The sequence below is a fragment of the Chitinophaga sp. genome, from assembly GCF_039596135.1.
Taxonomy (GTDB): domain Bacteria; phylum Bacteroidota; class Bacteroidia; order Chitinophagales; family Chitinophagaceae; genus Chitinophaga.
In genome coordinates this window covers 1-22,387 of the sequence record NZ_JBCNKH010000075.1, presented here as the reverse complement: position 1 = coordinate 22,387, position 22,387 = coordinate 1, and the positions used below count along the sequence as shown (strand labels likewise).

15 protein-coding genes are annotated in these 22,387 nt (G+C 46.4%); 6 read left to right on the top strand and 9 right to left on the bottom strand.

Features of this window, described 5'->3' with window-relative positions:
* The first annotated feature begins 11 nt into the window (after nucleotides 1-11).
* From ABDW16_RS26730 to ABDW16_RS26715, 4 genes are all read left to right on the top strand, one after another.
* Entirely contained in the window at nucleotides 12-794 is a 783-nt protein-coding gene (locus ABDW16_RS26730; protein ID WP_343674063.1) for an AraC family transcriptional regulator, read from the top strand.
* 70 nt (nucleotides 795-864) lie between these two features.
* A complete protein-coding gene (locus ABDW16_RS26725) occupies nucleotides 865-1,662 on the top strand; it encodes an SDR family NAD(P)-dependent oxidoreductase (protein WP_343674062.1) in 798 nt (265 codons plus the stop codon).
* Nucleotides 1,663-1,797: 135 nt separating this feature from the next.
* Entirely contained in the window at nucleotides 1,798-2,409 is a 612-nt protein-coding gene (locus ABDW16_RS26720) for a hypothetical protein (protein WP_343674061.1), read from the top strand.
* A 99-nt stretch (nucleotides 2,410-2,508) separates the two neighbouring features.
* A complete protein-coding gene (locus ABDW16_RS26715) occupies nucleotides 2,509-4,647 on the top strand; it encodes a glycoside hydrolase family 97 protein (RefSeq protein ID WP_343674060.1) in 2,139 nt (712 codons plus the stop codon).
* Here ABDW16_RS26715 and ABDW16_RS26710 read toward each other — a convergent pair.
* The 7 genes from ABDW16_RS26710 to ABDW16_RS26680 are packed head-to-tail and all read right to left on the bottom strand — an operon-like array spanning nucleotide 4,592 to nucleotide 18,263.
* Complete coding sequence (locus tag ABDW16_RS26710; RefSeq protein WP_343674059.1) at nucleotides 4,592-6,229, bottom strand: sodium:solute symporter family protein; 1,638 nt, start codon at nucleotides 6,227-6,229, stop codon at nucleotides 4,592-4,594. The genes ABDW16_RS26715 and ABDW16_RS26710 overlap by 56 nt on opposite strands.
* A 10-nt stretch (nucleotides 6,230-6,239) precedes the next feature.
* Complete coding sequence (locus ABDW16_RS26705) at nucleotides 6,240-8,744, bottom strand: glycerophosphoryl diester phosphodiesterase (protein ID WP_343674058.1); 2,505 nt, start codon at nucleotides 8,742-8,744, stop codon at nucleotides 6,240-6,242.
* The gene (locus ABDW16_RS26700; RefSeq protein WP_343674057.1) at nucleotides 8,731-11,004 is read right to left on the bottom strand and encodes an FAD-dependent oxidoreductase; all 2,274 of its coding nucleotides are present in this window, start codon (nucleotides 11,002-11,004) and stop codon (nucleotides 8,731-8,733) included. The genes ABDW16_RS26705 and ABDW16_RS26700 overlap by 14 nt, the downstream gene beginning before the upstream one ends.
* Nucleotide 11,005: 1 nt before the next feature.
* Nucleotides 11,006-12,958, bottom strand: coding sequence for a glycoside hydrolase family 2 TIM barrel-domain containing protein (locus ABDW16_RS26695; RefSeq protein WP_343674056.1), 1,953 nt, complete (start codon nucleotides 12,956-12,958; stop codon nucleotides 11,006-11,008).
* Entirely contained in the window at nucleotides 12,955-13,764 is an 810-nt protein-coding gene (locus ABDW16_RS26690; protein WP_343674054.1) for a sialate O-acetylesterase, read from the bottom strand. The genes ABDW16_RS26695 and ABDW16_RS26690 overlap by 4 nt, the downstream gene beginning before the upstream one ends.
* Complete coding sequence (locus ABDW16_RS26685) at nucleotides 13,761-15,239, bottom strand: RagB/SusD family nutrient uptake outer membrane protein (protein WP_343674052.1); 1,479 nt, start codon at nucleotides 15,237-15,239, stop codon at nucleotides 13,761-13,763. The genes ABDW16_RS26690 and ABDW16_RS26685 overlap by 4 nt, the downstream gene beginning before the upstream one ends.
* Nucleotides 15,240-15,251: 12 nt before the next feature.
* Nucleotides 15,252-18,263, bottom strand: coding sequence for a TonB-dependent receptor (locus ABDW16_RS26680; protein ID WP_343674050.1), 3,012 nt, complete (start codon nucleotides 18,261-18,263; stop codon nucleotides 15,252-15,254).
* Nucleotides 18,264-18,396: 133 nt separating this feature from the next.
* On the opposite strand from ABDW16_RS26680, the gene ABDW16_RS26675 reads away from it, so the two are divergent.
* Nucleotides 18,397-19,551 carry a substrate-binding domain-containing protein gene (locus tag ABDW16_RS26675; RefSeq protein WP_343674049.1) on the top strand — a complete coding sequence of 385 codons (1,155 nt, stop codon included), beginning with the start codon at nucleotides 18,397-18,399 and terminating at the stop codon, nucleotides 19,549-19,551.
* A gap of 3 nt (nucleotides 19,552-19,554) precedes the next feature.
* Nucleotides 19,555-20,769, top strand: coding sequence for a DUF6351 family protein (locus ABDW16_RS26670; protein ID WP_343674047.1), 1,215 nt, complete (start codon nucleotides 19,555-19,557; stop codon nucleotides 20,767-20,769).
* Between the two features lie 16 nt (nucleotides 20,770-20,785).
* On the opposite strand, the gene ABDW16_RS26665 is transcribed toward ABDW16_RS26670, so the two are convergent.
* Both ABDW16_RS26665 and ABDW16_RS26660 read right to left on the bottom strand, forming a co-directional pair.
* Nucleotides 20,786-21,652, bottom strand: coding sequence for a DMT family transporter (locus tag ABDW16_RS26665; RefSeq protein WP_343674046.1), 867 nt, complete (start codon nucleotides 21,650-21,652; stop codon nucleotides 20,786-20,788).
* Nucleotides 21,652-22,149 carry a GNAT family N-acetyltransferase gene (locus tag ABDW16_RS26660; RefSeq protein WP_343674045.1) on the bottom strand — a complete coding sequence of 166 codons (498 nt, stop codon included), beginning with the start codon at nucleotides 22,147-22,149 and terminating at the stop codon, nucleotides 21,652-21,654. The genes ABDW16_RS26665 and ABDW16_RS26660 overlap by 1 nt, the downstream gene beginning before the upstream one ends.
* Between the last annotated feature and the right edge of the window lie 238 nt (nucleotides 22,150-22,387).

Here is a 22,387-nt window from a genome sequence, read left to right as displayed (position 1 = left end):
AAATAAAGCAGATGGGTATTCCGGTAGTATTGAAAGAGGGCGATTTCCAGGTGTATAGATTTGATGGAGGATTAGAAGATAAACCACCGCACAGAAGAAATGATCATTTCCTGTTTATATTTCAGGAAAGTGGTAAAAGTGAAATATTCGTAGATGGTAATGAGGTGAAATTAGCCAATAAAATGCTGTTGTGTATCAGTCCTGGCCAGGTGTATGAAACGTTGTCTGTAAGCGATAATACTACTGCCTGGATAGTAACAGCAGGAGTGGAGCATGTAAAATATCATTTTCCCTGTCCGGCGCTCCATATCGATGAATTGTCAGCCGGTTATTTGGCAGAATGCCTTGCATTGTTGAATAAAATGAATACGGGCTTTCATGAAGTGAGAATCTCATTGTTAGATGCATGTATTGGAATGATCGCAGAGGTGTATAAAAAAAACGTTCCTGCTGTTGAGGTGACATCCCGCAGAAGAGATCTGACAGCGGCCTTTAAACGGCTTGTATTGCTGCATTTCAGAGAAATGAAAAGTGCAGGTGAATATGCCGGAAAGTTAAACATTACCCCTTCTTATTTGAATGAAGTAGTAAAAGCAGCCACTGGTTCACCGGTGAGTTTTTGGGTACAACAGGCAGTCGTAGCAGAAGCCAGGCGCTTGCTATCAGGTACAGATTTAACGATAAAAGAGATTGCTTTTTCAATAGGGTACCATGATCAGGGATATTTCACGCGGTATTTTACAAATGCAACAGGGGAGTCGCCACAGGCATTTAGAACCCGAAACCGCAAATGATCCATAACGGACCGTCATTCATCCATTCCATATTATTCTATCGATGCCAATCTTTGCCCAAAATTTTTATATGGGCTATTTTTTGCTGTTTTTGGGTGTTGTTTTTTATTTTGTATATCCATATTTGAAGCCTTCTAAAATAACGCGGTACCTGGTTCCTGATGCATATGCATTGGTCACAGGAGCTACTGATGGCATTGGAAAGGCCATCGCGCTTGAACTGGCTAGCAAAGGATTTAATTTAGTGATTCATGGTCGGAATAAAGAAAAGTTAACCCTTGTTACGCAGGAGATAAAAGCTATCAATCCTGCGTGTAAGGTAGTTCATCTCATGCATGGAGAGTGGGATCTGCCTATAGGCATTCCATTGACTGTATTGGTAAATAATGTTGGTGTAGGGCCAATAGAAAGCTTTGTATCTGCCAGGGAAATTGATAGTACGATTGATTTGAATGTAACTTATCCTACAAAGCTGACCAGGCATGTATTGCCACTGATGCATAAGCCTGCGCTTATTTTGAATGTCTCTTCCTACGCAGCGTTAATGCCGCCTCCTTATTTAGCAGTATATGCCGGTACGAAAGCCTACAATAATGCATTCTCCATTTCACTGGCGCGTGAACTGGAAAATGTAGAAGTTATTTCACTGATTGTTGCCAGTGTTCATACAGCATCCAATATAAAGCCGGTTACCTTTATGCGGCCATCAGCGGCAACATTTGCGAAGCATGTATTAAAGATTGTAGGATGTGGAAAGAAACAGGTGATCCCTTACTGGCCGCATGCGGTACAGATTTTCCTGGTTTCTTTACTGCCGGAAAGATGGATAGACCGCGCTACAAAGGCCGCCATGGAGAGAGAAATATAATCCAGCCCGCCGAAAGACAGGCTGTTTACCCTTCTAATTATTGTTATTTATACAAGTAGTGAAGGTAAAGGGCAATTCTGTGGGAATTCTGGAGAATGGAAAATCCTTAACTTGCAGGGGTATTAATTTTAAAGTATGACAAGTCCAATTGAAATTACGCCTGCAGTGCAGCAACTGATCGATCGTGTAGGGTCGGCGTATGAGTATGAGATTATTCCTGTACAACCTGGTTATGTAAAGAAAGAAGGCCGTATAGTGAGGGGATGGGCCGTGTGGTTGAGTGAGTTTATCTGTGAGGCAGCACCGGCAGCAGCGTGGGAGAATGAAAACGGGGATTTAATTTACGTGGCCACTCCACTGGCATCTGTAACACAAATGCTCTTTATTCCTGACGACAACATCACGCCTGATGAAAAGCATATACGGGTAAGCACCAGCAATAACCCCTTGGTAGACCACCTGATTGCGCTGGCAGACCTGAAAGATTTTCTCGTACAGTATGGTACTGTACTGGAAGATGGTAAGGTGAATTTCAATACCTATACTGGTAATGTTTATAACCATTATGATGCACTGTTTAATAACCTGCTGCTATTCTTGTCAGAAGGGAAGAAGATAGGGGCTAAGTGTTATTGCGGTAGTATGAAACCATATAGTCAATGCCATGGCAGGAACCTGCCTGCAGCAATTGAAGAAGATAAAAAAGCGGTGAAGAAATTCAACGACGCGCTGAAGGAAGAAGCTTAAGTGATGACCACCGTCAGATTGTAAGGTGATGCCTGTTATGCATAAGTAAGGTGCGTTGACGATAACTTTATTAGTTATTCAAGGTCAATATTTTAAATTATGCGCAGCTTTTATCTATCATGCTTATGTGCGCTCCTGTCTATGCTTTCAGTCCATGCACAGGAGTTAAAATCACCGGATGGGAATTTTATCTTAGCTTTTAAACTGAACGGTGGTGTGCCTGTTTACACGTTACAGTATAAGGGCAGGACAGTGATCAATGAAAGTAAACTGGGATTTGAGCTCAGGCAACTGGGCTCGTTCAGTAGCAACTTTACCGTCAAAGGTACTGCCACTACATCAGAAGACCAGACCTGGCAACCGGTTTGGGGCCAACAAAAAGACATCAGGGACCATCACAACGAATTATTTGTACAGCTCACCCAGGCCGCCACAGGCAGAGAACTGGATCTCCGGTTCCGTTTATTCAACGATGGGCTGGGCTTCAGGTATGAATTCCCCGTTCAGCCGAACCTGCGTCATCTCACCATTCAGAACGAAGTGACCGAGTTTAACCTGGCCAAAGATTACAAGGCGTTCTGGTTGCCAGGAGACTACGATACGAATGAGTTTGAAACAGTGACTTCCAGGATTTCAGAGATTCATTCCCTGATCGACAAGGCGAGAGAGCCGATGGCGGCAAATTCACCCACACCTGACCTGGCCGTGCAAACACCCCTTATGCTGAAATCAGATGATGGTTTGTATGTCAATATCCATGAAGCAGCACTGGTTGATTTTCCTGCTATGTGCCTGAATGTGGATGACCAGCATTTTGTACTGAGTGCACACCTCACGCCTGATAAACTGGGCAACAGGGGATACGTTCAAACAGGTAAAACCAGCCCGTGGAGAACGGTGATTGTGAGTGATGATGCCCGGCAGATACTGGCATCTACCCTGATACTGAACCTGAATGAACCTTGTGCGATTGAAGACCCCAGCTGGATTCATCCTGTAAAATACGTAGGTGTATGGTGGGAGTACTTTACCGGTGGGGGTTCTACCTGGCAGTATACGGACAACCAGGACATCATCATTGGCAAAACAGATTACAAGGCACTACCACCTAATGGCCACCATGGTGCCAATACAGCCCATGTAAAAGAACTGGTTGACTTTGCCGCAAAGAATGGTTTTGATGCAGTACTGGTAGAAGGCTGGAACGAAGGTTGGGAAGATTGTACGGCAAATGTAAAAGAGCATATCTATAGCTTTACAAAAGCATATCCTGATTTTGATGTACAGGAACTGCACCGCTATGCCGCTTCAAAGCATGTAAAGATCATCATGCACCATGAAACGACTTCTTCCGTGACGAACTACGAACGGCAGCTGGACGATGCTTTCCAGTTTATGGTAGACAATGGTTACAATTCCGTGAAGACGGGTTATGTAGGTCCTATACAACCACATAGCGAATACCACGACGGGCAGTATATGGTGAACCATTACCTGCATGTGGCACAAAAGGCAGCTAAGTATGAAATAATGGTAGACTCTCACGAAGCAGTGCGCCCTACCGGTTTATGCCGTACATGGCCGAACTGGTTAGCCCAGGAATCTGCGCGGGGAACGGAGTTCGAATCTTTTGGCGGGAACAGGCCTGATCATACCTGTGTGCTGCCATTTACGAGATTGATGGGTGGACCAATGGATTACACACCGGGTATTTTTGAAGGCAACCTGTCGGTATACGGAAAGAGTAAGGCGAAGCTGAGTACTACACTGGTAAAACAACTGGCGCTGTATGTAACGATGTATAGCCCGTTGCAAATGGCGGCGGACTTGCCGGTGAATTATAATAAGTTCGCCGATGCATTTCAGTTTATTAAAGATGTAGCGGTAGACTGGGATAATACTTATGTGCTGGAAGCTGAGCCAGGCGATTATATTACCATTGCCCGCAAGGCGAAGGGAAAAGAAGAATGGTACATCGGTGGTATCACAGATGAAAATGCACGCGAGGCGGTGATTAAATTTGACTTTTTACCGGCAGGGAAAAAGTATACTGCTACGGTGTATGCGGATGATAAAGATATCAGCTGGCAGGTGCATCCGCAGCAGTATACAATTAAGAAAATTGTAGTGACTAATAAGACAGTACTGAAGCAAAAGCTGGCACCGGGTGGTGGTGTGGCGATCAGTGTGAATACCGCTGCGCCGCACGGAACAGGGGTAATGAGCAAATCGCTATAATCAATCCCGTTACAAAAGCAACAGTTCCACCAGTAGCTACTAAGCCAAGGATGGCGATACCACCGCCTACTACAGCAATGGCCGATGCTATTACTTTCATACCAAACTGATTCTGCGCCCTTGCATCTTTGTTTTCTACTTCCACAGTTTGTGTGGGAACAGCAGGCAATGAGGGCGCAGCTTCTTTTTGGGTAATGTAGTAGTACACTTCCCACAGCAATAATACGACTATTGGTATACCTACTCCCAGCGCTGTTTCCCACACACGGTCCATTTTACCGCCAAAGAGTTTTAATCCCAGTGAGATGATTAATCCACATAAAGAAGCGCTGATCACAGAGGTGGCCGTCTGTCTCCGGGAATACAATGTCCAGATAACAGGCGCAAACAAGGCACCGCCTGCAATAGAAGCTGTGGCCAGCACCATTTCTACAATCCCCCCGATCATAGGTACCATCATCGCAATACCAATGGTGATAGCCCCAAATAATACCGTAAAAAATCTCGCTGCCTGTACCAAAGATTTCTCCGTAGCATTGCGGTTAAAAGCCTTCTTATACACATCATGCGCAAACACCACTGCCATAATATTAATTGTCGTATTAGCTTTGCTGGCACTGGCAGAGATCATGCCTGACAGTACCAGGCCAATCAATCCCGCAGGCAGTACCTGCTGACACAGCATCATATAAGCGCCTTCCGGTTGCAGGCCGGTGAGCGAAGGATTGATCACCCTGTACAGCATAGGCGGGAGCATCCATATAAATGGACTTACAAGGTATAGCAATGTAAACAGCCAGGCTACTTTTTTCGAATTGCGCTCGTTCGATACGCTGGTATAGCGCTGTACATATGCCCAGTTACCACCTATATACACCGTTTGATAGGCAAGGAATGCAAGGAAGAAACCAAAAGAATATTCTGCATTGAAGAAATTGAAAAATCCATCCGGTGCCTTGTCTACAAAAGAATGCATGCCACCCGCTTCTTTCAGTGCCATTGGAATCACGATCATCACAGCGGCTGTCAGTATCACAAACTGTACTACATCTGTCACCAACACCGCCCATAAACCACCTGCTGAGGTATACAATACAATCACACCACCAATAATAAGAATACATGTATTCAGCGAAAGGGGAGTAGCCACACTGACCATTTTGCCTACGGGATACAATACGGAAGCGGTGGTAAAAAGTCCATGCAGCATAATAAGAAACGTATAGAATTTTTGGGTGCCGGTACCCAGCCGCCTGCCTATATATTCAGCGGCAGTAACCGCACCGGTACGTTTCCATTTGGCGGCTATGAAAAGAGCCACCAGCATGCCGCCAAATACCATGGTCAGTTGTATACCATTGGCCACAAAACCACTTTTGTAAGCAATAGAACCCCATACGACAAAGGTGCCGGCAGAGAAATAACTGATAAAAAGAGATATACTATTAATCCACCACGGGGTAGCGCCACCTGCTTCAAAAAATGCGGATGAGTTTTTGCTGCCTATGCGGGTGAACATCATGCCAATGCCGAGTATTAATAAAGCAAAAACTCCCATCACGATAAAATCCAGTTGCTCCATTCGAATATTATTATTGTATCATTAAAACTTTTATACCATACCCCTCCAGCACCATTGAGCGATCATTTACCTGTTTGCCACTACCCAGGTCTGTAATTCTCCCCGCTTTTAATTGAAGATCCACCTTTTCCCTGGAGCCTACATCATTCAGCAGCACGACAAACGTAGCCTGATCTCCTTTTGCCAATACATACTCTACATTCGGATTATCACATTTCACTAATCCCTCTTCATGTATCAGCTTCGCGGGCATTCCATAAACACTCCCCGGTGCAAAACCATAAGATTCATGCGGCCCTACTTTTGGCGTAACAAATCCCCTTGGAAAAACGATCTTATTTCCGGATCGTAACTGTGCCTCGGAAAGCAGATAATCCGTAATCCAGCCTATCTGCCACCATGCATGGTGCGGGTAAGGCCCTGCTCCCTTATTCATCGCATTCCAGTAATACGTAGCCACACTCGTAGCTGAATCTACAAACGCATCTCTCCCAATAGCCGCTGCCCGCGCCATGTCTATAAACAAACTATCTCCTGTAAGCTGAAACATGCGTACAAACATCCCGGCATGACTACACAACATGATCGGCCCGGCTCCATTTGCAGAACCAATAATGCCCCCGTGCTCAAAACTTAGCCCCGCCTGCGAAATCTGCCAGTCTTCCCGCTGCACACCCTTTACCGTTTTTATTTTCCTGTTGGGCACTGGCTGCGTATAAATTGAGGTCAGGTACATTTTTGCCGTACGAACCGCCGCCTCCTGGTATTTTTTATCCTGGGTCAGATCATACAAGTCCAGCAGTGCCTGTGCCGACTGCGCCGTAGCAAAATCAGGTGCATACCGGGCGTCTCCACACACCCCAATAAAATGGCCTTTGTTCACCGCATTGGCTATAAACCAATCTGCGCCCCGCATAGCGGCATCCAAGTATTTCTTTTCTTTCAATATCCGGTATGCCACCAGCAACCCATAAAAAGTAGGCCGCAGATCTTTTATGTCTGTAAATAACGGTTGATGCGTATGCCTATCGTACGCCACCTCCCAGCTGCCATCCGGCTTTTGCCACTTCATCAGCAATTCCGCACCCAGTGCCAGCCTGTTTTTCAACGTATCATTACCAGGCTCAAACAGCAGGATGTTCCCTATATCCAGCATCACATAATACGTAAGACTCACCGGCTCCACAAAATCGCCCCATTCCTCAGTAAATGTTTTGCTGTCCGACAGGTAATACTGCCCCGTAGCAGCCCCCTGAAAGAACCCCGGCCCCGTTTGCTGCTGGGCTAATTTAAAATTCAACGCATACGGCAGCACACTGTCTTTCAAATATTGATCATTACTTGTATTGGCCAGCATCCACATCGCCCCATAATCAGCATTCTTAATCGCATCTCCTTTCGATCCAACCACACCACCCAGGTAAGCCTGCCCACCAATCGTCAACCCGTTAAATTGGTGGGTCTTCCACAACGAAGTTTGCCTGTCCAGCAGGTAGTGATGCATCTGTTCCACTCTGCTGGTGAGTGACTGGGTATTTCGTCGCAAAGAAAGGGCCTTTTTAAATCCATACACGTCATTAATAGCATGAGTCAATACTTTATTCCATTCTCCCTTTTGAATTCTATAACGGTACCCAAAATTGATTTTATCTCCCTGCTGCTTTAATGAAGACGGTTCCCCCAGCACAGGATAATAAATCGTAGGCGCAAGCTGGGATCGCCTGTTCATATGTGAAAGTGCCAGCTGCCATACCTGGTGGGTATTATGATCACTTTCCCACGGATCCCGGCCAAGGCCGGGATCGGGGATGACAGCCATAGAAACATTTTCTTTCGTCGTGATGACAGGGCAGAACGTACTTGCACATCTTTCCCTGTACAGCACCGGCATTTCCGGTACTCCCTGGCCATACGCATAACTCAGCACCATATTCTGCTCAAACGCATTCCCCTGAAAATACCCCGGCATTACTGCCCACGCCATATCAGCTTTATCTATAACTACTGCTGTAGAACTTGATAAAGAATAATACCCCATCTTTTTACATTGTAACTGCATATTCACTTTTATATCTCCATGATCCAGTGTCCATGCGGCTGTTATTGTAAACAAAGGAGACGAATATGTAAATACAACTTCCGCAGGCGATACCTGTTTGGCCTGTGTAGGGAAAAAATTGTACACCTCCCCGGCGGTATTCAACGCCACCGGTGTAGTAGCCTGCTTCCAGGCATTGATCTGGTATTTGTATGCCGTATCCGGCCATGGCAAACCATTTGCTCTTTGAAAATGAATGCCGGCCGTATCCGCAGGCTTCTCTGCTGAATACAGTAAGGTATATTCCCCCGAAGGGCGTGCTACAGACTGGTTGGCCAATCGCAGGTTCTTTACCTTCCATCCTTCCTTTGTCTGCTGCCACTCAATGCGCAACTGGTGGTTCGCGAGGGCAACAGTCTGTGCTTTGATCGCAACAGACACCAATAAGCATATCGTTAACAGGTTAATCTTTCTCATACATTCGTATTTCAAAAACCGCAGCCGGCGTATGGGCTGAAGGATGTGTAAACCGGATCGTCAGACTTGTCGTACTAACGGCCTCGTGGAATTCAATCACATTTCTCGTCTGATAATTTCCTTTTTTCTCAAACACTAACTGGTCTTTGTCATCATAAATAGCATAGTCCCGCACACAAAACACCATTACATTTTCAGGGTGCGACATCAGCACAGATTCCATTGGGTGATCAAAATCTGTATCGAAAGATAAGATAAGCTTTTTGATGTGCTTTACCGCGTTCCATGTAAGCGTAAGACCCGGCGAAGGGTCGTTCAGATCAGCCACCCACGCATTCGGTTGTGTGGTAGGCCGCGCAATACCATTCCTGATATTGTCAGCGCCGAAGCCCACTAATGGACTATCAAAATGTAATGCAATATTCTGCCCTGCAGGTCTGCGCTGCGCTACCCAGAATTCAAAACTATCTATGCCTATGCCATCGGGTGCCGCCTGCCGGCCATAGTTAGACACCGCCGGATTGATGGTGTTAAATACAGCAAGCATCCCTGTAATTCTCTTTGCAGACCTGCTGATGCTTACCAATGGATTTTTATGAAATAAAACGAACACATACTGCGCCTGATCAATGGTCGTACCCGGTACGAGTTGTATACTATTTTTCCCCGGGTGAAGTGTGAATTCAAAAGTAGCAAGTACCGTATCGGGCGTATAACTACCAATACGGGAACAACTCCTTATTTCTGCCTGTAACTTAGTATGCACCTCAGTATAAGCGTGCAGACTAAAAACCGGAAGCGCTCCTGCCAGCACCGGCACCATCTGCGCCGCGGCAATATCCAGCGGTTGTGGTACCCCATCTTCTTCCAATACAGCCAATGATAGCTCACTACTGGCTGTAATGGTGGCCTGCTGTACCAGGTCTTCCTTATCAGCGCCACTTATACCCGGAATGAACTGTCCGCTGCGCAGCAATCGCTGCTGCAATGCCCGGATATCTACTTTTGAAGGCAGTACACCTGTCTGTGTACAAAGCACTGCCGCCATTCCTGCCACCTGTGCTACATACGCACTGGTCGCCATCACACGCGAAGACCCAAAGGCCACGTGCGAAGCACTAATGATACGTCCTGCCAGGAACAGGTTCGTAATATTTTTAGAATACAAACAACGGTAAGGTATCTGGTACACTCCCTTACTATGCCATTGTGTACATCCCGGCTGTGCGGAATATACACCATCTGAAGGATGCAGATCCAGGCTCCAGCCCCCAAACGCTACCGCATCTTCATGCGTGCGTTGTTCAATTACATCCTGCTGCCTTAAAATATAATCACCTTCAAACCGGCGGCTTTCCCGCTTGCCGGGAATCATCCCCACCCATTCCAGTGTCAGGGTTTCCGCTTCAGGAAAGTTACCGGAGTTTTTTATATAGTTCCATACACCATAGACAATCTTCCAGAGTTCCCATTTTATTTTTTCTGTATCATGCACGGTATCCATCCGGCCGCCATATTCAATCCACCAGAGTTTACAGCCAAATTCCTTCGCATTGAAACTACGAAACCTCGGAATTTGCGTAATATCCATCAGTGCAAAAGAAGGAGGTACAAACTGTACCGGCCTGCCCGTATCTTTTGAATAGAAATAAAGAGAATGACCCAATAGCTCACCATAGCTCTCCGGCGGAGCAAACAGTTCATTGAATTCTTCCATTGGTTCAGCACCCATTCTAAATGCAGCGCCCGATAAAAATCCTACCACCCCATCGCCGGAGGCATCGCAAAATAATGGCGCTATTAGTTTATACTCCGTCTGGTTCTGGCTACAAAAAGCCCTCAAAAAAGAAATCGTTTCACTATCCCGTTTTTCTACATGATACACAGCGGTGTTCAGCAATAAAGTAATATTGGGTTCTGCAGTTACCTTATCCAATAGAATGCTGTCCAGTATTACCGGGTTGCCTTCCGGGTTTCGGTAAGTATTTTCTACCAGTATCTCATCTATTACACCGCCTTCTCTGGCCCACCGGTTGTTATTTCCCATATGAGAAGTAGCGCCTAAAATCCATAACCGTATTTCACTGCTGGCATTCCCGCCCAGCACACTTCTATCCTGTACCAGTACGACTTTCAATCCTTCCCTGGCAGCGGTCACCGCACAGCAGATGCCTGATAAACCGCCACCCGTGACTATCAACCCGGCCTCCAGTGTTACCAGCGGACAGGAACGTTTTTCCGTGCTTTCTGATCTGATCATTTTATTTAAGAGTTTTTTGCATGATGGTATAGCCGCCCGGCTTGATCAGGGAAATAGCTGCTGCTGCTCCCGCAAGGGGAATATCCAGCTGCATGCTCTCGCCGGGATGCAGTGTATTGAGGGTATATGTTGTACCATTGCATGTCAACCTGTAACCATGCATGGTGTATGCAGGAAAATCCTTTCTCGCAGTAATGCGGATGCTGGCACGACCTGCATTTTTATTAACGAGTTCAATGGTGGCAGGTGCAAATTCTTCCTGCCATGTGATGTACATATCACGGGGAGACCTGTCTGGATTCACCAGTCCCCATGGCCGGTAGCCGTTTGGATTCGTATTCGGAAAGCGGCTCAGGTAATCATTGAATGTCCATACAGATGCTCCGATCAGGTAGTCGCATTGCCTGAACTCCTGCATGGCTTTTTTGAGGTAAGCCACCCGTTCCGCTTCTGATTTGACATCATCTGTCCGGATGCCGAATTCGCTTACATACACTGGTTTATCCGGATAGAGCGTATGTATTTTTTGCAGTGTCTGTAAATGACCACCATATATATTCGCACTGACAAAGTCTACATATTGCGAAGCTTCATCTTCCCCTTTTTTAATGATGTCACGACCTAATACCATGCTGGCAAAGGTGATCAGCCTTGAGTCGTCCAGCGATTTCACATAACTTTTCATGTCGCGTACCCAGGCTTTGCCTTCTTCAGTGTATGACTGAAACTCGTTGCCTACACTGTATGCAATGACACAGGGATGGTTCCAGTCGCGCTCCATCATTTCCCGCAATTGTGACTGGTACTTGCTGCGCATGCTCGTGTCGTTCATTTGCTTTGCGGTCATTTGCCAGTTGCCCGCCTCTTCGATGATGAGCAGACCATGTTCATCTGCCCAATCCAGCAGCGCTTCTGATACTGGATAGTGGCTGATGCGGGATAGTTCCATGCCACCGCTTTTGATCATAGTCAGGTCCTGTTCCAGCACCGAAGCAGGATCCATGGAGCCATAACCCGGGTAATCCAGTGGCCGGTTGCATCCACCCATTTTGATAGGTTCACCATTTAAGAGCAACCGTGTACCACTTACTTCAATTTTGCGAATGCCAAACCGGGGCAGAACTGTATCCCTGCCACAGCTAACAGTGGCGGTATACAATGCAGGCGAATCAGGAGACCATAGCTTTATATCCCCTGCCGGCAGCTTGCCGCTAAGTTCTACGGTGGATGCACTGCCCGGTGCCACCTGTACTTCCTGCGGGGACAGCCTGTTTTTTAAAATAGTCGCATTTACCCTGGCTGTAACAGGTGTAGTACCGCTATTCCGGATAAATGCTTTTATACGGATAGTCCCATCTGGCGTAGCCAGAATTTTAGTATTGCTGATATAAATGGTGGGTCTTGTTTCAAGATGTACCGCCCTTGTAATACCTCCATAATTCATCCATGGATACAATTGGCGCTGTGCAGCAGATTGATAAGGGACCAGTGTTTTAGCACCGGGAATAGTCGTCGTATCCCATGAATTATCTACCTGTACTGCTAAGGTGTTTTTATTCTTAAGCAGTGGGGTAATGTCAAATTCAAATGGTGTATACCCACCTTCATGCATGCCCAGTAACACCCCATTGAGCCAGATCTTAGATTTATAAAACACCGCATCAAACCGGAGAAACACATGATCATTCCCCGGTGTTCCCGCTTCAAAATGTTTAAAGTACCATGCCGTACCTGTGTAGAAAAAATACCGGGGATCCGTAGAAAAGCAATGCGGTACTTTCACCTTGTCAAAATTACCCGATGCAAAGGCCGTGTCCTGCCAGTTTTCTTTTTCCCCTACTTTTACCGGGTCTGCTGCAAAAGTCCACTCGCTGTTCAGACTGTTGTCTCTTTGGCGCTGGCCAAAGAGTAAGCAGGGGAGGCATACCAGCAAACAAATTAATCTTCCTGTCATGGTTTCTTTTTTTCTTTTAGCACAACCTGTCGGGCTACTGTGGCACCGATGTCGTTCAATGCGGTTTGGTTATAATGGATTTCATCCTGCATCCATCCTTTTTGTGGAAAGTCTTTTGTTTGTGCGTATACGATATAGACCTTCCGAACCTGCTGCGCCACATGCTCCTGGGCTTTTCGTATTGCATCAAAACCTTCATCAGGGTGCCCGGTGAAGTGGCCGGTTTGAATAATGTAAAACGCTACCTCCGAACCCAATGCTTTTCTGAAACGCTGAATGAGTGTAACCAGTCGTTGCTCATATTCCTCCGCAGATAATTGCTGTGCATTATATGCATTGGCATCCCGCTCTCCCTGGCTCCACAATATTCCCGATACAGGCTGCTTACAAAGCCGGGAAGCTGCTTTGGCTTTTACAATTGCACTGTCGAACAGGCGTAGCCTGCCCTGTTCATCCCAGGTGCCATTTCCTTCTAATTCCGCTTTGTAATGACAGGAACTACCGCCTCTTGCCGCCGGTATAATCACCACCTGCTTACCTGTCAGATCGTGGTAGGCTTTTGCAAAGGCAGGCCATGCACTACCCGTTTGAGCACTTTCGAAATGCAGGTCCGGATTACCAACCGGGTCCTTTAAATGAACAAGTGTATCAGCACCATACCGGAACTCATAGGCAGTGCCCGGAATGCACTGAACAGAATTGCTACTATCCGCCATACCTACTGCATTACTTTGACCCGCAGCAAGGAATAATTTCTGCCCCATTGCATTTACAGAAAAGAGCATACAAAAGAAGATCCATTTCATTTCCAATCAGGATTTTGCTCCAATTTAGGATTTGCATTGATCTCATCCAATGGAATGGGGAAGTAGCGATGCTTTTTCTGCGGGGCCCTTGTTGGGTATACATCATTTACTGCACCGGGTATCACCTGTAAATACGTATTCGTTCTCGTTAGGTCGTACCAGCGATCACCTTCTCCAAACAGTTCCCAACTACGTTCCTGCAATACAGAATCTACAAACGCCGCTGTACCTAATCCGGTTGTCAGACCCTGAAGTCCCGCCCTCGTTCTTACTGTATTGATATACCCATATGCCTCAGCCGTTGCACCACTTTGCTGTGCCGCAGCTTCTGCTGCAATGAGGTACACATCTGCCAGCCGCAGAATTGGGATATTAATAGCACCACTGTTACCCACAGAATTCGGGTCCATATATTTCTTCAGTAGCACACCATGTTTTGTGATGGGCGTAATATCTTTCTGTGCCACTACTTGTCCGAGTTTATTAATATAATTTGTGTCGAGCAGCTTTCTCCGCAGGTCAGCAGGGTTGAACGAATCAAAGAATGCCTGGTACACAAATGCAGAGCCATAAGTGGTGGCTGCATATGCGGGGCCATCACTATTTCGGGGACCATACAGACCAATCATCTGTGTAGAGTATCCGGGGGTGGTGCTTTCACATTCATACGCCCACATGTTTTCCTGTCTGGCTGCATCTTCTTTTGCTACATTGTATACATCCAGTACATTCGCCATCAGGCTGTATTTACCTGAGCTCAGTACCAGCTTTGCTTCATTCAGTGCAGTGGGCCAGTCCTGCGCATACAGTGCTGTCTTGGCATACAGTGCCATGGCTACTTCTTTGGAAGGTCTTCCTTTCTGAATGTTTGCCGAATAAGAAGGGAGTTTGCTAACCGCCTGATCCAGGTCCAGGTAGATCTGCTTAAACACATCGGCCTGTGTGGATTTGCCTACAATGGCCGTATCAATGTTGGTACTGGGCGATGTCTTCAATACAATATCCCCGAAGTTCTTTGTCAGCGTCCACAGGTAGAAAGCGCGCAGGTAATAGGCTTCACCCAGTATCACGCTTCTTCTTACCGTATCCATGTTGGTCGCCGGCACCCGCAGCAATACCCAGTTTGCCTTTTCAATACCTGAATAACAGGATTGCCAGATCTGTTCCGGAGACTCAAACTGCCTGCTAAAACTCTTTTGCGTCGTGTAATTAGGGTCATAACTAAACAAAGTATAAGTATCCCTGCCTACCACCGGCCGGGGGTAAATCTGATCAGCACTGAAGTCTGAAGCCCCGGTGCCCGCTGTGCTGTACAGGCTTGTCATAGGGCCATATACTGCTGTCAACGCAGCCTCTGCATCCGATGCGGTTTTATAAAAGTTATCTGTAAATATGGATGAGTAAGGTGTTTCCTCCAGTTTGTTACACGAAGTATACACCAGGAAAAAGAATAATAAATATTGAATGTTTTTCATGATAGTCTGATTTTAGAGTCCCACCTGTAAACCAACGAGGAATGATCTTGCCATAGGATAAACCAGGTTATCCACGCCAATCTGTGTATTGGAGCCACCGAAGGAGTTTACTTCCGGATCATAGCCGGTGTAATCTGTGATGGTAAAGAGGTTGTTACTGCTGATGTAGATCCTTGCGCTGGTAATATGTTTGATGTGAGGCAATTTGTAACCCAGCGTAATATTCTTCATCCTGATATAAGAACCATCTTCTACAAAGCGGTCCGACACCGGGAGTCGGCCACCCTGGTACCCGCTGGCATATTCATTGCTGGGGTTCGTAGCCGACCACCTATTGGCCATGCCTTCAAGTACATTCCTGCCACCCAGGCCGTTTTCAAAGGTGTAGCGGCTCAGGTTAAAGACCTTATTCCCCTGCACACCAGAGATGAAGAATGAAAGATCAAAATTGCCGTAACTGAAATTGGAAGAGAGGCCAAATATGAAAGAAGGATTCGCATTGCCGGTGATAGTCTGGTCATCACCAGTGATCTGTCCGTCTTTGTTCAGGTCCGCCACTTTTACACCACCGGTTCTGCTACCACTGCCGGGCAACACTGTTTCGCCGGTCTGGTATATACCATTGAATACATAGGTTTTGAATATACCCAAAGGCTGTCCTACCCGCAGCACACTATAAGGACTTAACACATATTCATGCACACCACCTTCCAGGCTTAAGAGCTCATTGCGGTTCACAGATACGTTCGCATTCAGGTTCCATTTAAACTTACCTGTAAGTAGCCGTGCATTGGCTGCCAGTTCAATCCCCTTGTTACGAATACTGGCAAAGTTGCCAGTCATAGACGTATACCCTGATGAGAGTGGCAGGTTCTTTACAAACAAAAGATCCTTTGTCTTCTTATTATAAATATCTGCTGTGATACCCAGCCTGTCTTCAAACAAGCCAATGTCTATCCCGATATTCGCCTGTGTGGATTTCTCCCATCGCAGGTCTGCATTTGGAATACCCGATGGACTGATACCTACCGTATAGATATGATTAAACTGGTAATTGCTGCCGGAGCTTTCCAGTGCGAGTGATTGATAAGGCGAAATAGCCCCTGCATTCCCTGTTCGTCCATAGCTGACCCTTAATTTCAGGTCGCTGAATAACCGGCTGTCTTTCAGGAACGGTTCTTCTATAATGCGCCAGGCACCTGCTACTGCAGGGAAGAACCCCCATTTATGGTTTTCGCCAAACTTGGAAGCACCATCATAACGCGCCGTCACATCCAGGAAATATTTATTCGCATAGCCGTAGTTGATACGACCCATATAGGAGTTCAGAGATTCTTTGGAGCGGTAACTGCTCACAGTTCTGTTCACTGCCAGCTGCACGGCTTCGTTAGTTGTAGCATCGTTGGGAAACCCATTTGCATTGATGACATTATCATTATACAAATTGCTCTGAATAGCATATACACCGGTGAACTTAATATTGTGTGCACCGAAGTCACGGTTGTAAGTGAGTACGCTTTCATGGAGCCAGTTAGTTGTATTCACATTGCCTTTGGACGCTGTGCCTGAGTTGGCATTGACCTCTGCCTTGCCCAGGATGTAAATAGGCGAATAGTAATCATTCAGGGTATTGCCCACGTCCACATTGAAGGAGGCGCGGTAGGTGAGCCCGCTCACGATCTTTGCCTCGCCATACACATTGGCAAGCGTGCGCCGGATGGTATTGCGGTTAGTGATCTGCGCCAGTCCCACAGGATTGGCAACTTCCCGGTACCGGCCATTGAACTGATCGGCAAATGGATACTCGGAACCGTCTTCCTTATAGGGCACAAGGGTAGGAGGGGCACCCAATGTAGCACCTACAATACTTTGTGTAACCAGTGGGCCATCGATAGAGCTGATACCTGTTGGAATATTATTGTTGATGGTATAACTCGTCAGCAGACTCGTTCCTACTTTGAAGTGCTGGCTGATGGTATGATCCAGCGTGGTCCGTAAGGAATACCGTTTGAAATCCGAAGAAATAATGATACCTTCCTGATCGAAGTAGTTACCAGAGAGGGAGAACTGGGTTTTGTCCGATCCACCGCTCACAGCTGCCTGGAAGTTCTGCACGTTAGCCTGGCGGTAGATGACATCCTGCCAGTCGGTACCTTTGCCAAGAGAGGCCGGATCCGCGTATATCGGTGAGTTATAGATGTCGTTTTCCAGCTGTGCAAACTGTGCGGCATTGAGCATTGACAATGTTTTGGTAATGTTTTGTATGCCGCGGTACATGTCCAGCTGTACGCGTGTTGCGCCGCTTTTTCCACGTTTGGTGGTGATGAGTACCACCCCGTTTGCACCTCTTGCACCATATATAGCGGTGGAGGATGCATCTTTCAGGATCTCGACAGATTCAATGTCGTTGGGGTTGATGGTAGACAAAGGACTTACATCGCCTACACCGCCGCTGTTGGAAATCTGGATACCGTCTATGATGTAGAGGGGTTCAGAGGAGCCGTTGATAGAATTGGTACCGCGTATGCGCACGCTGATGTTACCGCCGGGGGCTGCATTGTTCTGTGTGATCTGCACCCCGGGTACCCGCGCAGCAAGGCCCTGGGCCACGTTGGTGACAGGTGTTTGCGTAATGTCGGCGCCTTTTACAGAGGCAATAGAACCCGTGGAGGCGGCTTTTCTTTGTGTACCATAACCGACTACCACCACATCGCCCAGTTTACTGATATCGGCCTTCAGGGTCACGGTTATGTTGGACTGGCCATGAATGTCGACCGTGGCATTTTCATATCCCTGGAAGGTGATGAGCAGGGGCGCATTGGCAGGTACGTCTTTGAGTGTAAAAATACCGGCGTTGTTGGTAACGGTTCCTTTAGCAGTACCTTTTACCGCCACCGTGGCGCCGGGTAATGGTTGTCCTTTTTCATCCACCACTTTCCCCGAAATAACCGGCGATTGTGCCAGGGAGTAAAGTGGAAGTATGATAAATAACAGGATGGAAAACAAGGAGCTTGTTTTTTTCATAACGAGAGCATCTTTACGTGATTCATAAGTGGTACACAATGTTAGAGAAGAATATTAAACAATGAAAGGATTGGGACAACGGAATCTACCGCAAACGATTCCGGTAGGAATGCTTAAATTTTAAATAATCTGAATGATAAAATGTATTCGGTGCAACCACGTGCACGCGATCACAAAGTCCGGCATAGTAAGGGGGAAACAACGGTATTATTGTAAGGATTGTAATATCTATTTCACGCTGCCAGACGAAACGACAGTGGATGGAAAGCAGCATAAAAAGCACATGACTACAATCGTGGATATTGCGAAGGCGCTGAACATTTCCAAGTCTACGGTATCAAGGGCTTTGCATGAACATGGGGATATTAATCCGCAAACGAAAGCTGCTGTGTTAGAGATGGCGCGGCAGCTGGATTATCAACCGAACCTGCTGGCCAAGAGTCTGGTGAAAAGTAAAAGTAATACGATTGGGATTATCGTACCGGAGTTCCTCACCTATTTTTTTCCTACTATCATCATGGGCGCACAGCAGGTAGCTGCGGCGGCGGGGTATAATGTAATTATCTGTCAATCGCAGGAGTCGTATAAAACAGAGGTGGCGAATGCCAATGTATTGCTGGCGAACCGGGTGGATGGGGTGTTGATATCAATGACGAGAGAGACGAAGAAGTTTGATCATTTCAAGGCGTTTGAAAAGCATGGGATACCGGTGGTGTTCTTTAACCGGGTGTGTGAAGAGATGCATACTTCCAAAGTATTGGTGAATGATTACGAAGGCGCATTGAAGGCAGTGGAGCATCTCATCAAAAACGGCTACAGGAATATAGCGCATATTGGTGGCCCGCCTGCGTTACTGATTACACATAACCGCCTGAGAGGGTATCGCGATGCATTGGCGAAATACAAGTTGCCGTTCAAAAAAGAGCTGGTGGTACATTGCAACCTGTCTAAAAAGGATGCAATACATTGCGCAGAGCAGCTGTTAAATTTGAAGAACAGGCCGGATGCAGTATTTTGTGTAAATGATCCGGTGGCGATTCAGCTGATGCTGGTGGCAAAGAAGCGGAAAATTAAGATCCCGTCTGAATTGGGGATTGTGGGGTTTAGTAATGAGCCGAGTGGAGAGGTGATAGAGCCGGCATTGACGACGGTGCAGCAGCCGGTGGCAGATATTGGGCGATCGGCGGCGGGGATTTTGCTGGAAGCGATCAGGAAGGGGGAGGAATATGTACCGGAAAAGAAATCGCTGAAAACAACATTGATAGTACGGGAATCTTCTAAAAAATAGATAATGGTATTCATGCTGGCGATATTGATGAATTGCATGCAGCAGGTGGACAGTATTCGCCCGCATACAGACAGTCTTAGAAACAAAATTCTTGCCCTGCATATAGAGGGATTGGTGATTGATAGTATTCGCGATGTAGGGGCTGAATATTGCCTGGTTGCAGTTAGTTTGCCACGTGATATCAAGGTACAGGTTTGGATGCCTCAAAAGGGCTGGAATGGCCGTTTTTTAGGAACAGGAAATGGCGGGAGTGGGGGGAAGATCTTAAACGATAAACTCGCTTATGGATTAAAACGTGGCTTTGCCACTGCCAATACTGACCTGGGTACTTCGGCAGGTGTAAATAAGTCGGTTCATGACCCGGAGCGCTGGGCTGATTTCGGCTATCGTGCTACACATTTGATGACGGTGGTAGGAAAACAGGTTGTAACAGCATATTATGGAAAGCCACCGCATCACTCGTATTTCATGGGTTGCAGTACCGGAGGCCAGCAGGCACTGATGGAAGCGCAACGGTATCCTGAAGATTATAATGGAATAATCGCCGGTGCGCCGGCTAATAATCGTACACATCTGCATACCCAGCTGCTGTTTAATTATCTTACCACAAAAGGATTGTTCTCAAATACGGATTTTACTTATCTGAATGCTGCACAAAAAGCCGCTCTCCAAAAGGTGCGCAATGGCCCTGTAAATCCCCGTACAGGAGAACAGATTTATTGTGGTATACCAGCTGGCAGTGAACAGTCAGATGGCGGAATTGGATTTTTCGGCGGGGAGAATTTATTGTATCCCTTCCGTTGGGTATTTGGTGCTGATTATGATTACCGTGGTTTTGATTTTGACAAAGATTTAGCCCTGATAGATTCTTTACTTGGCCCTGTATTAAATGCAAATAACCCGGACCTGGATACTTTTAAAAATGCTGGCGGAAAATTGATGATGTATACAGGTACTGCAGATGCGTTGGTGCCAGCCTGCGATGCTATGCAATATTACGAACGCGTCAAAGACAAAAAGGAATTCTTCCGGTATTTTTTGATCCCCGGTATGTGCCATTGTGGAGGAGGAGCAGGCATTAGTGATATTGGACAGAACCTGCAGACGGTAATAAAGCATGATATCCTGCAGGTCATGGTAGAATGGGTGGAAGATGGAGTCGTGCCGGATAAGTTGATGGGTGCAGATGCGCAGGGGAATTTGCAGGAGATATGGTAAAAAAGCAGCCTTTGGATTATTCCAAAGGCTGCTTTAATTTTATTTCCGAAATAATAGTCGCCCCAAAAATCAGCAAACCTCCCACCAGCAGCCGCACCGACAAACTCTCATCCAGTATCAGGAAAGCAAAAAAAGCTGCAAACACCGGTTCAAATAAATAAATAATTGCTACCTTCTCCGCACTGATATATCGCTGCGAAATATTGGAAACAGAATACATAAACGCCGTTGAAAAAAGCGCACAATAAACAATCCCCAGCCAGAATACCTGACTATCCGGTTGCCATGCCGCCGACGTATCCAATAGGGCAATTATGAACGTAACAATGGTACACGTTGCAAACATGGGTACTATCGTTGGTATTATATTCCTCCTTGCCGTATATCGCTCTACATTGATCAGGTAAACGGCAAAGCCCAGTGAACCCGCCGTAGTATAGAGATCACCGATGCTTATTTTAAAATCACTCCGCAATGAAATAACGATCGTACCCGCTAATGCCATCAATGCAGCCAGCCAGATTTTTAATGCAATCTTTTTTCTGAAAAAAGCCACTTTCATAACCGGAACAATCACCACACAGGTACTGGCAATCAACGAGCATTGCGATGCGGAAGAATACTTTAATCCCAAAGTCTGCAAATGAATACCTACAAGCAGTGGTATAGCCAGCTTCATACCCATGATTATCGTTTCCCTGTTTGTCTCCTTCATACTTTTGGAGAATACAAAACAAAGTACAATGGTAGCCAGCAAAAAACGGTAAAATAAAAAGGTATGGGTCGAAAGGTTGCCTACGGCTAGTTTAGTAACAGGATAGGAAATACCCCAGAATGCGCAACCTAAAATAAGCAAAATTAAATACAGCGTCTTTTTCTCCATTATCTCAAATGTTCTCCAAATTGAATCATCATATCATGCCATACTTCCCCTCCATGTACTGAATTGGAAATACCCAAATCCCTGAAACCAAACTTTTCATAATAAGGCACAAGGTATTCCTTACACGTCAGCGTAACCCCCGCTCTCTCTTCCTCCCTGGCTTTTTCAATGAGGTGACGAATCAGTTGCCCCGCATAGCCATTTCTCCTGTATTCAGGTGATACAGCAATGCCAAATACGCTTTGCCATTTTCCCTCCTCATTATGCAGGTTGGCATGCGCAAACATTTCATCTCTGATAGTTTCGTTATCAGTGACCATTCCGTTGATAAAACCTACCAACCGGCCCTCACTTTCCAGCACCCAAAAATGGCCCGGAAATGCCTGCAGTCTGTTGATAAACGATTCGCGGGAAGCAGCTTCATTAGGCGGGAAGCAGACGTGTTCAAGCGTGGTGATAGCATCTAAGTCCGTCAGGGTCGCTATTCTCAGTTTCATGGCTCAAAGGTATAAAATATTACAGCGCCGGCAGGGCGATTTTGACCGCCGGCATTTTAAAACTACAATATAAACCTATCTTTGCCATCATGAAATGGTTGCTCTACCTGTTCTCACTCTACATACTCCTGCTCTCCGGCACTCCCTGCGCGGCGGACGACGAGTGCTGTAGCTCCCCCATGGAACAAAGAGACCACAAACCCGTTTCCCCCTGTTCACCCCTCTTTGCCTGTGGCGC

Excerpts from the sequence above, each read along its gene's own strand:
- ABDW16_RS26725 (WP_343674062.1), top strand. The coding sequence starts at position 865 with ATGGGCTATTTTTTGCTGTTTTTGGGTGTTGTTTTTTATTTTGTATAT.
- ABDW16_RS26675 (WP_343674049.1), top strand. The coding sequence starts at position 18,397 with ATGATAAAATGTATTCGGTGCAACCACGTGCACGCGATCACAAAGTCC.
- ABDW16_RS26665 (WP_343674046.1), bottom strand. The coding sequence starts at position 21,652 with ATGGAGAAAAAGACGCTGTATTTAATTTTGCTTATTTTAGGTTGCGCA.
- ABDW16_RS26710 (WP_343674059.1), bottom strand. The coding sequence starts at position 6,229 with ATGGAGCAACTGGATTTTATCGTGATGGGAGTTTTTGCTTTATTAATA.
- ABDW16_RS26720 (WP_343674061.1), top strand. The coding sequence starts at position 1,798 with ATGACAAGTCCAATTGAAATTACGCCTGCAGTGCAGCAACTGATCGAT.
- ABDW16_RS26680 (WP_343674050.1), bottom strand. The coding sequence starts at position 18,263 with ATGAAAAAAACAAGCTCCTTGTTTTCCATCCTGTTATTTATCATACTT.
- ABDW16_RS26690 (WP_343674054.1), bottom strand. The coding sequence starts at position 13,764 with ATGAAATGGATCTTCTTTTGTATGCTCTTTTCTGTAAATGCAATGGGG.
- ABDW16_RS26660 (WP_343674045.1), bottom strand. The coding sequence starts at position 22,149 with ATGAAACTGAGAATAGCGACCCTGACGGACTTAGATGCTATCACCACG.
- ABDW16_RS26685 (WP_343674052.1), bottom strand. The coding sequence starts at position 15,239 with ATGAAAAACATTCAATATTTATTATTCTTTTTCCTGGTGTATACTTCG.
- ABDW16_RS26730 (WP_343674063.1), top strand. The coding sequence starts at position 12 with ATGGGTATTCCGGTAGTATTGAAAGAGGGCGATTTCCAGGTGTATAGA.
- ABDW16_RS26670 (WP_343674047.1), top strand. The coding sequence starts at position 19,555 with ATGGTATTCATGCTGGCGATATTGATGAATTGCATGCAGCAGGTGGAC.
- ABDW16_RS26705 (WP_343674058.1), bottom strand. The coding sequence starts at position 8,744 with ATGAGAAAGATTAACCTGTTAACGATATGCTTATTGGTGTCTGTTGCG.
- ABDW16_RS26695 (WP_343674056.1), bottom strand. The coding sequence starts at position 12,958 with ATGACAGGAAGATTAATTTGTTTGCTGGTATGCCTCCCCTGCTTACTC.
- ABDW16_RS26700 (WP_343674057.1), bottom strand. The coding sequence starts at position 11,004 with ATGATCAGATCAGAAAGCACGGAAAAACGTTCCTGTCCGCTGGTAACA.
- ABDW16_RS26715 (WP_343674060.1), top strand. The coding sequence starts at position 2,509 with ATGCGCAGCTTTTATCTATCATGCTTATGTGCGCTCCTGTCTATGCTT.